This is a genomic window from Bacillus sp. UMB0728, assembly GCF_002858875.1.
Classification (GTDB): Bacteria; Bacillota; Bacilli; order Bacillales; family Cytobacillaceae; genus Bacillus_AB; species Bacillus_AB infantis.
Genome location: NZ_PKLA01000001.1, coordinates 165,601 through 175,447, shown reverse-complemented (window position 1 = coordinate 175,447; position 9,847 = coordinate 165,601). Strand labels below are relative to the sequence as shown.

General features: G+C 38.6%; 11 protein-coding genes, 1 tRNA gene and 2 pseudogenes. 6 read left to right on the top strand and 8 right to left on the bottom strand.

Translation table 11 applies throughout. The annotated features are described in order from the left end of the window. Positions 1–245: hypothetical protein (locus CYJ37_RS26975; protein WP_219620046.1), on the top strand; the 245-nt coding region annotated here is incomplete at its 5' end. Further along, a pseudogene (locus tag CYJ37_RS00875) lies at positions 241–366 on the top strand (IS1595 family transposase); the annotation flags it as partial. The gene CYJ37_RS26975 and the pseudogene CYJ37_RS00875, both read left to right, overlap by 5 nt. A 53-nt stretch (positions 367–419) precedes the next feature. Here the strand turns inward: CYJ37_RS00875 and CYJ37_RS27945 are convergent. From CYJ37_RS27945 to CYJ37_RS00855, 5 genes and pseudogenes are all read right to left on the bottom strand, one after another. After that, positions 420–584, bottom strand: a pseudogene (locus CYJ37_RS27945) (GNAT family N-acetyltransferase); the annotation flags it as partial. Positions 585–847: 263 nt separating this feature from the next. Next, on the bottom strand, positions 848–1,384 hold the full coding sequence (locus CYJ37_RS00870; RefSeq protein ID WP_101547541.1) for a cysteine hydrolase family protein: 537 nt from the start codon (positions 1,382–1,384) through the stop codon (positions 848–850). A gap of 203 nt (positions 1,385–1,587) precedes the next feature. Continuing rightward, positions 1,588–1,860 carry a CD3324 family protein gene (locus CYJ37_RS00865; RefSeq protein ID WP_101547540.1) on the bottom strand — a complete coding sequence of 91 codons (273 nt, stop codon included), beginning with the start codon at positions 1,858–1,860 and terminating at the stop codon, positions 1,588–1,590. A gap of 248 nt (positions 1,861–2,108) precedes the next feature. Further along, the gene (locus CYJ37_RS00860; protein WP_101547539.1) at positions 2,109–3,035 is read right to left on the bottom strand and encodes a peptide ABC transporter permease; all 927 of its coding nucleotides are present in this window, start codon (positions 3,033–3,035) and stop codon (positions 2,109–2,111) included. Further along, positions 3,028–3,906, bottom strand: a complete 879-nt coding sequence (locus CYJ37_RS00855) for a peptide ABC transporter permease (RefSeq protein WP_101547538.1) — start codon at positions 3,904–3,906, stop codon at positions 3,028–3,030. The genes CYJ37_RS00860 and CYJ37_RS00855 overlap by 8 nt, the downstream gene beginning before the upstream one ends. A gap of 512 nt (positions 3,907–4,418) precedes the next feature. Between CYJ37_RS00855 and CYJ37_RS00850 the strand changes: the two genes are divergently transcribed. Continuing rightward, the gene (locus CYJ37_RS00850) at positions 4,419–5,669 is read left to right on the top strand and encodes an MFS transporter (RefSeq protein ID WP_101547537.1); all 1,251 of its coding nucleotides are present in this window, start codon (positions 4,419–4,421) and stop codon (positions 5,667–5,669) included. 377 nt (positions 5,670–6,046) lie between these two features. On the opposite strand, the gene CYJ37_RS00845 is transcribed toward CYJ37_RS00850, so the two are convergent. Further along, complete coding sequence (locus CYJ37_RS00845; RefSeq protein WP_101547536.1) at positions 6,047–6,481, bottom strand: hypothetical protein; 435 nt, start codon at positions 6,479–6,481, stop codon at positions 6,047–6,049. 242 nt (positions 6,482–6,723) lie between these two features. Between CYJ37_RS00845 and CYJ37_RS00840 the strand changes: the two genes are divergently transcribed. Further along, positions 6,724–7,932: a restriction endonuclease gene (locus tag CYJ37_RS00840; protein WP_101547535.1), complete on the top strand. Its 1,209-nt coding sequence runs from the start codon at positions 6,724–6,726 to the stop codon at positions 7,930–7,932. Positions 7,933–8,100: 168 nt separating this feature from the next. Then, positions 8,101–8,295, top strand: coding sequence for a hypothetical protein (locus tag CYJ37_RS00835; protein ID WP_101547534.1), 195 nt, complete (start codon positions 8,101–8,103; stop codon positions 8,293–8,295). Positions 8,296–8,792: 497 nt separating this feature from the next. Here CYJ37_RS00835 and CYJ37_RS26970 read toward each other — a convergent pair. Together CYJ37_RS26970 and CYJ37_RS00830 are read right to left on the bottom strand one after the other, a co-directional pair. Further along, a tRNA-Sec gene (locus tag CYJ37_RS26970) sits at positions 8,793–8,889 on the bottom strand. An 80-nt stretch (positions 8,890–8,969) separates the two neighbouring features. Next, positions 8,970–9,314 (bottom strand): hypothetical protein, encoded by a 345-nt coding sequence (locus tag CYJ37_RS00830; protein ID WP_101547533.1) that lies wholly within the window; start codon positions 9,312–9,314, stop codon positions 8,970–8,972. 160 nt (positions 9,315–9,474) lie between these two features. Here CYJ37_RS00830 and CYJ37_RS00825 point away from each other — a divergent pair. Next, positions 9,475–9,847: DUF2621 family protein (locus tag CYJ37_RS00825; protein ID WP_101547532.1), on the top strand; the 373-nt coding region annotated here is incomplete at its 3' end.

Sequence of the window (9,847 nt, the reverse complement as noted above, 5' to 3'; positions counted from 1 at the left end):
AATCACCTATTTTTTGTTTTCTTCCTGCATTTCCTTCAGCTCATCAGGAGAAACGTCTTGTGGGGGAGTCGGTTTTTTTATTGGCTAAAGCTCCATGCTTGATGCCATATTTTAAATACAAGATGTTTCTATCTGCTGAGTCCTTTGAAGTCCAAGACGCCGTAATGAAAGAAATCAATGAGCTGCGTTCTGAGTTTGACAGCATGAGGCAGATTGTTCAAATCCGTCAGACGATTAATAGATGATTACATATATTGGTTCAGTTTCCTTCAGCAAAGTAAGAAGATGGTGGACAAAGAGCAGATAAATCAGATGCTACTCAGTGCCTGCCAAAACTCAAATTGTTTTACGGTGAAATTTTTGTGAGGTATAGAAAAACAGCCATCCCTATGAATGCGGCTGCTCTCTGTAAGGAATATTTACTTTTTTAACTCTTGGTAATACACTTCAAGTAGTTTTTCTACTGGTATATTATCTATCGTCATTCCTGATATGTCACTATCCGTTATTTGCAGGTTTATTAGATTACTGTTGCTAATTTTAGTTCCTTGAAGGTCACATCGCTCAAAAGAGAGTGCTTCTTGGTTCCTTGTCTGTTTCAAAAGCAACAATGTTTACGAAAAGAGCCTTGGAAAAAGAAGCTGACTGTTTCATATATTGAAAGTCTCCTATGAAAGGACTGTTGGGAAGGCTGCCAAGGATTCAGCAGCCTAAGCATGGTACTTTTAAAAAATCAATTAACAATTCTTATTTAGGTATGCAGATTTTTAGATTAGCCTCAAAGCATTAGCACATTCCTCTTCACTTTCTAGTTAGCTTGATGGATATGGGGTCTGTCCCCTTGGCTCTATTTCTTATATTCCATCACATAGTCTTCATAATCCAATACTTCAATAGCCTGTGACCAGTGTAAGACAGTTCCGATAAAATCTTTTATATCAAGACCTTTCATTTCATAAGTCTCTTCGGAGTTAACAGTTCCGGTTGCATCCTCAATAAAAGTTACATGAAACCCTCTATCATAAGCAGAAATAGCTGTAAACATACAGCAGAACTCAGTATTGAACCCGGTTATAAATAGGTGATTTACCCCAAGCTCTTCTAATATATCAGCCAATTTCGTGTTAAAAAAGGAACTTGGACTTTGTTTCTCTATTACATAATCGGCATACTCTTTTAGGGAAGCATGTACTTCTGACCCAAGTGAATCCTTATATAGCGGACTTTCTATAAGATCATCCATATGCCTCATAAATATAACTGGCATTCCATTATCCTTGAAATCCTTTATCACCTTTTCCATTAGTGATAACTCATGTTGAAAATCTCCGATATCTACAATTCCGTTTTGTACGTCAATTACTAATAATGCCTTCTTTGTCATAATGTTCTCCTTCAATTGTTAGAATATTAAGCAATAAAAACTCTTCCTAGTAATGTGGTTCATATCTTATATCTTATATCTTATATCTTAAAACACTCCAATAACTCACTGTACCTAATAAACTGTTCTGTATTATTTTTAAGCGAAAAAAGGAACCCTCCTTGACTGAATAAATAGTCGCCAGGAGACTTCCTTCGTTTAATTCATTGCGTATATTCTTTGGAAATAATTCTTTCAATGCTTTTAATGGAAAGAAAGTATTCTGTCGCTAAATCTTGTTTAGATTTTCCTTCCTTATATTTTTGATAGATTTCTCTATTCCGAATTCTTAACGTATATTTTGTCCCGCTTTTTTCTCCCCAAGATTTTTCATTGCCTTTTTTTCTTGGAATGTAGAGGTAATCACCCTCAACATATTCTTGAATGGCGAGTAAAAGCTCAGAGGGTAATACCTGTGTGGCTTTAACATATCCCATATCTTTGCTCTCCTTATAATTAAGATCAGCAAAGACTGCAAAAAAAGAATCATTTAAGGCAATCTACCATCGCTCATTTTAAGAGCAGCCTTTGCTATTTAGAAAGTGAATTTCGAAACAGTTTTTATCACTGGTATCCCTCCTTATTCTCTTTAATGTATATTACCATAAAATGCTAGTTGGAACTTTAGAATCATGTTTCCTGATTTCCCTTCTTTTAAGATTTTCACAAAATTTACCGAGACACGCTATATTAGAGGACTCTTCCTATGCTTAACTCTTTCCTTCTGAACAAACCCCTGGAGAATTAAGTAAAATGAAAACAGCAGTAAGAGGTATGCAGCAAGCGGAAATAGGATGACCCAGGGAGAATAATAGAAAGCGGATCGGAATTGGCCAATGAGACCGGCCCATTCTTTGGTCATTGAGATATAGATAACTGGATCCATCCTGACAAATGTTCCGCCGAGAAATATACTGAATATGCCCAGTTGGCCAATTAAATGAAGGACCAGTATAACTTCATTCACAAAAATAATCATGAACTGGCCTTTCAATGCAGGGAGAATATGAGTTTTAGCAATGTGCGAGCGGCTCCCTCCTATCGTTTGAGAAGCTAAAACATAGAGGCTGGTTTTTAATTCTGCTGTTTTGGCAAATACGACATTGTACACTCCATTAATCCCAAGAATCACCATAAGGGTCCCAGTGAGGAGGATTAAGGCATTTTCACCCCATACCGGGACAAAATTCAATCGGAAGAGAACAAAATAAACAAATATAAAGACAGGAAATCCGCTTAATAGATTGGGAAGCTTTTTCCTTTCTTTCCTTATAGCTAACGACCTGTTGCTGACAGCAAAATAAAGCCCAAGCGCACCACCTATTAGGGATCGCAAAAAAGCACAGATTAACACAGTGAAAAAAGTATACCTGGCTCCATATAATAGGAGAGATAAAATGTCATAGCCCCATTGATCGGTGCCAAAATGGTGTTTTTCGGATGGAGGATATGGAGGGGCTATTAATTTATTTCCTGATTCTGTTGTTACGTACTGAACATCGGACAGCTCATCTGCTGCATAAGGGGCAATATAAGGACCTATTATTGAAATGAAGAAAAAGAAGATGAGCAGCAGTATGCCTGCTTTTAATTTTAGATTCCATTTACCCACGCAATAACACCTTCTCTATTCCGAAAATAAAGAGCTTCATCGTAAATAGCACAGCGATATAAAGGATAAAGAAAGAAAGCAGGGAAATGACTACGAGGTTATACTGGTAGCCAAAGTTCACCGGATATTCGAATAGGATTTCAGTTAACCCCCTTGTATTATAAAGATGCTCGATAATAAATAGATTAGCTGTCGTGATCCCTACGATCTTATAGATATCAGCCTTTAAAAAAGGAAGTACATTGCTGGTCACATGGTAGAGATAAATCTGCCTTTTCGTAAGTCCCTTGGAAACAGCTGTTAGTATGTAATCTTCAGAAGCCACCTCAAAAGTGCGGTCGTTTAAGGAACGGACTAAATACAAAAGGGGCAGGATCGTTAACGTCAAAACTGGCAGTAAAATGGCCGGTTCCTCGAGCGATAGCGAAGCAACCTTTGCAACGCGCATACCAGTTTGTTTATAAATATAGGTAACAAAAAGCTGAAGCAATAAAACTAAAATGAAATCCGGGATAAATCCCACAAATCCTAATATGGAGTTTACCCACTTCTCACTTTTTTTCCATAGCCATATACCAAAAATAAAGGATAATACAATAACAATAGATAATGAGACTGAGACATAGACATAGGAGACACTAAAAAAGCTCAATAGGTCAAATAGCAAAAATCTCTTTCTGTCCCCCTGCATGTAATAGTACGAATCCCCTGTAAATAGACCTTTTAGAAAATCAAGGATCTCGCCTGAAATCTTTGAAGGAAGAAAAATGACCTTTCCATCCAAGTTATACAAATATAATGGCAGCGCCGCAATCAGCAGCAGGACAAGGAATCCTGCAGCCTGCGTTAGTATGCTTCTCATATACGACATTGGATTTCATTCCTTTTGTTTGTTTAATATGACACATTGATAATCTTCTTTTTCAACTGGGATTTATGAAAATTCACAAGGGTGGCGGTAATATGGGGCTGTTCATTTCCGTTCCAGGCACTTCGCTTTCCGCGGGGCGACGCTGAGCCTCCTCCCGCTGCGCGCTGCGGGGTCTCAGCATTGCCGCTGCTTTCCCGCTGGAGTCTGCGTGCCTTGCACTCCAATAAACAGGGTTTTTTATACTTTGTGTGAGTTTAAATTCGGTTATGTAAATCACTTGTTGATTAAGATTATAACGCTTCATACGGGAGGAATGAACTACTTAATCATTTTCCCAATACCAAAAATAGTAAATATAAAGTAAGATTGGTTAGTAGGAAAAAAAATCCACATAATAATGGAGAATTTCAACTAGGCTGGTGATTGTATTTGGGAGAGCAATATAAGTTCAATGAATTATCCAACTCAACGTTGGAGCTTAATGGAGTATATGAAACAAGGTGTAAAGACGTATGAATAAGAGAGTAAGCATAATAGTAATTGCTTTAGGGACTCAGTCCTTGCAATCGAGCATTGTTTTCTTAACACTGGCCTGGTATTTCACTAATATAACGAATTCTCCTTTGGTATTCGGATCACTCATGGCTTTCCGTTACATACCGGGCATATTATTAACTACTTTAAGCGGAATTGCCATTGATCGTATGAACAAGATACCTTTAGGACTGTGGTCAAGCATCTGGCACCTTTTTTCTCTTTTGCTTTTGCTGGTGGTGGGATGGTTAAAAATTGATCCATCCGGGGCTAATTATTGGATATATGCAGGAGTCGTCATATTCATAGGGATCTCATCCGCTGTTCTCACTCCCCTAGAAAGAACTCTGGTACCGATATTATGCAATCCTGGAGAATTAAAGTCCGTTAATAGTGTGATAACTGTTGTCACACAAGTGTCCAATTTATTGGGAACCAGCGCGGCCGGGATACTTCTGCTGACAGGCGGTTTTTCCCTATCCATGATTGTGGCTGTTATCCTGTCATTTTTTTCTGTCCTTTGCTATATCGTTCTGTTAGTTAAAGTCAAAATACCTCACACTTCTAATCAAAATAAGAGTGTGATGACTGCCTTTAAGACAACTGTCAGAGATCTGAAAGAGCAAAAATGGATTTTCATTGCTATTTCTTCAGCTGTATTTACCAATATGTCATTCGTTATGATCATGGATGTTCTTTTGCCAACTCTATTTTCTGATTTGAAAATTAATGGCTCAGCTGCTCTAGGATTGTGCTTCACTGCCATTGGCGCTGGCACCTTAATAGGGGCAGCTTTCACATACAAATTCAAACAGATAAATTTTAATACCTCTATATTTTTATACATTGGATCAGCATTAGCAGCCGTCATGGGCGGCAATTTCTTAGATTCAATCGTATTCAGTTTAATAGCTTTCGGCCTATTCGGATTGCTCGCTGCGCCAATAACGATCATTTTTCAAACAACTCTGCAGGAAGCTATACCAGTTAACATTTTAGGAAGCGCAATGGGGGTATTATCTTCAGGAGCCACTATAGCGCAGCCAATTGGTGTTTTATTGGGAGGTGTTCTTTTATTAAAACTTGATGGAGCCACTGTACTCACAATCACATGCGCATTTTCCATCATTGCGGTTTCAATCGGATGGTGGAGGTTAAGACTGCAGCAAATGCAATCGCAAGATCGTTCTGAGCCTGTCATACAGAAAGTGAACTCGCCTTCAGCGTAGGCGGGTTTATTTTTTTGATTGTATTAGTAAAGGACATATCAATTACCTCAAGATTGAGCACTATTTATTTGTAAAAGGAAAATGTTGCACCGGGACGTATCTCGCTCTGTTCCGTCTCTGCTGGTCCATAAATGCCGTCAGCTGCTCAGTCGAATATAGCGGCTTACAGATTACGTTTTATCGCTGTCATCCATGGTTGTCAGAGAAAAGCCTTCACCCATGAGGTGGTCAGCAGCACTAGCGATTTTTGCTCTCAAGACTTCTTCAAAGATGCTGTTGTTGTTGTTGTTGTTGTTGTTTTTATTCTTTCTATTCTTTCTTTATTTCTTTTCTCTATTGTGTATTCAGGTTCGATTCACGAGTCCTTCATGACCGATTCACTTTCGGGCGAAAAAAAAGATTCTGGTCTGTTTTAGGCTGTACCTCGGCAGCACTTGCCTCTTCCATTTCAGCCAGCTTTCGACCATAATAGACTTCTCCACCCCAAAAACCGTAAACAAAATACCATGCGAAAACAGCTCCGCCATAATCAGACCGAGCTTTTCCAGCCGCTTAATTGGACGCTGAATCCGCGAATCACTATAAAGATCCCTCTTCTTCAGGTTATAAAACCATAGGTCCTCCCGCAAAAGATGGGTAGAACAGACATACTGCTCCAAATTCAGTATGGTCCCTCCACAAGGCACTTCATCCTTCAACATCGCATCGCTCTTCAGCAGCAAAAATAAACACAATCCCTCCAAATGATGAAACACAACACTCCACCGAACCAGACTTTTAAACTGAGTCCACCCTTTGATCTGCATATGCATTTCTAATCACTCCTATATGTTTGTTTATCTCTTATATATGGATTTGAATAGGAAATGGACATGGGGTAAGGAGAATTTTTCATGAGCCACAGGGATAGGTTCCTTGGCACCGTCTAAAAAATGAGCCAAGGGGGCTTGTCCCCTTGGCTGAAAAATTAATAAGATTAAAATTTATATTAACCAAGTGGTTACTTTACTGTAAAATAATAGTAATTATATACTGCATGAATGGAGGAAAATAGATGATGAAATATACTGTAAGAGAGTTGGCAGGAAAGTGTGGGTATGCACCTACAACAGTAAGAGATTGGATTGCTTTATTTCATGACTTTATTCCGCATCATAAGGATGAAAGTGGAGTTATATTTTATGATGATGAATCTGTTGAAATCATCCATTATATAAAAAAATTAAGAGATAGAAAGATTCGTAAGAACAATATGATAAATTTTCTTAAAGAATATTCACAACCTCTAAGCGAAAAAGAGATCGACATTAGACTTAGCAAACATTTCAAGCATAAAGGCACCCATCCTCCCACCCCAAGTGAATTTACAATACCTTATTTGAACGTCCTTAGTGATAGAAAAATTCGTCACGTATCCGAGATAAATGAAGCATTAGCCGACTTTTTCTCTATTCAAGGTCAACAAAAGGAAATTTACTTACATAGTGGCGATTCAAAGTTTAAGATAAGAGCAAGATATGCAAGACGAGAATTGCAAGTTGCTGGACTCCTTGAACAACCAGAGCAAAACACATATCAGATAACCGACTTAGGGTTAAAAGTTTTCAAGCAGTTCCCGCATGGTGCTAATATGCCTCTTATAAGTAAATTCTTAAAGGAACTATCCGAAGATAATACTGAGGACATTGTAGATGTTGGAGAATCTGCTGAAATATTTACAATGGAAGACGATAACGAAGATGAAAGCACACCAACTGAAATAATGGATGAACAATTTAAAAGAATTAACAATTTACTTGCATTAGAGATTTTAGAACAGATAAAAAAAATCAACCCTAAAAGGTTTGAAGAAATAGTACTAGATTTATTACTCGCTATGGGCTATGGGGGCACCTTAGGCAGTGGGCAAACCACTGATTATGTAAAGGACGAAGGTGTTGATGCAATCATAAAGGAAGATAAGTTGGGACTAGATATAATATATGTTCAAGCAAAAAGATGGAAAGGTAATGTTGGAAGGCCGGAGATCCAAGCCTTTACTGGTAGCTTGGAAGGAAAAAAAGCACGTAAGGGTGTTTTTATTACAACTTCTAAGTTTACACGAGAAGCCGAAGAATTTGTTAAACATATTGAAAAAAAGATCATTTTAATAGATGGTGAACTACTTGGGAAGTACATGCTGGAACATAATGTAGGGGTTTCTATAGAAAGTAAGTATATAGTCAAGAAAATTGATAGTGACTATTTCAAAATAGAAGAATAATGTACTTGCACCTAATACTTAATACCATAGAACTTCAACAGGAGTCTCGAATGTCTATTTTTTTACTACTGCATATTCCAAGATTAAAGACTGTCTTAATTTAAGTGGCGAAATTCTGATACTTTTTCGTGATATAATTTATATATCAAACAGTGGGGATTGATTCCGATGAACGAAAAAGAGAAGGAACTGTTAGAAAAAATATTTGATTTATTGGACGAAATGACTGAAGACACAAAGGAATTAGAACAAGGGTTAACCGGAATAAATTCAAGCATCCAAGCTATTGGAAATGGTTTAAATCGAATTGAAGCAACCCAAAAAGACATTATTGAAGAATTAAAACAACAACTGAAACGCTAAGAAACTTCCAAAAAGCAAATAACTTATATTAAGGCAACAACTAAACAATATTGGACTATACAGGTACAAAAAAAGAACCCACGAGTTTAGGGAATACTAAATCCAGTGGGTTTTCTTATGGTTTTTTCTGTTTATTTTTATATACTACTTTTCAAGCTGGGAAGGTAGTCTTCCTCGGTAAACTTTTACACCGTACCATAATTCACTGTTTATCTTACTTATTATGAACCACAGAGTAAGTTTCCTTGGCTCTGTCTTAAGCATGGATATCTGTCCCTAGGAGCAGGCAACACATCTCCCGTGTCCTGTGATAACCGAAAGAAGCGGGTGGCTATTGCAAAATAAACGCGCAGAGTAATGCACTATCTTATAGAATAAAAAGCTTGCTCTTGTTCCTGTAAATTGCAAAGAAGTCAGAGGCCAGACTCCCTACACACCAAAACAACAAACAAAAAACCGCACAGTCCTATCACTGTACGGCACTAATATGTATATTATGGCGGGACCGCCTGGGAATCGAACCCAGCTGACCTGGCACGCAGGTCACGAGCGGTTTTGAAGACCGTGAGGGACACCAGTACCCCATTCAGCCCCGTGAGTAAAGCAGTTATGTGCTGCTTTTGTTATTTAGCAATAATGATATTATGCAGGATTTGAACTTACTTTTCAAGCCTTTAGCTCCAGCTGCCGGTTCCTTTGCCTTTATTCCGACCCTGGTCTTCTTCGGCGATCTTTTTCAGCAGCTTTTTATTATTCTTGTTGATTTCAAATTGCACCTTGTATACCCGGAAAAGCTGCACCATGAAGCGGATCCATAGAAAGACGGCCAATGCGGCGAGGACAAAGAAAATGATGGTTTCGACTGCCCCTTCAATAGGGCTGAAAAAGCTCATGAAGAGTCCGTAGGCGATACCTGCTGCAACGAGAAGACCGATGCGCAGAAAAATCTGCAATAATAACCCATCCTTTTGCTTTTGCAGCTTTTCTTTTTCCTGCTGAAGACGGCCTATGCTTTCCAATCAGTTCCCCTCCCCTTTTTCCTTATTGTACCATCAAACAAGTTTAAATGGCTTGGCCGTTTCCCTTATGTTCCACTTTTTATACAGGATTCGGCTTGTCTCCTTCCCTTCATATGCTTATAATAATAGTAAATAAGTTATTGTAATGTAGGTGAATAGAATGACAACAGAGCTTACTGGCTGGTTTTTGGTGTTTATTTTGTTTTGGGTGGTTGTGCTGGTATCACTGTTTGCGATCGGCGGCTTTTTTATGTTCCGGAAGTTTTTGAAGCGGATGCCGAAAGAGGATGGGAAGTCGATTCTTGATTGGGAAGAGCATTATGTGAATCAGACGCGGAGCCTTTGGGCTAAGGATCAGAAGGTGCTCTTGGAGGATTTGGTGAGTCCGGTGCCTGAGCTTTTCCGTGATGTGGCTCGGCAGAAGATTGCCGGGAAGATCGGCGAGCTGGCATTGAATGAGAAGGCGAAGCGCATTACGGAGGATCTCATCATTCGCGGCTATATTTTGGCGACTCCCAAGCGTGATCACAAAT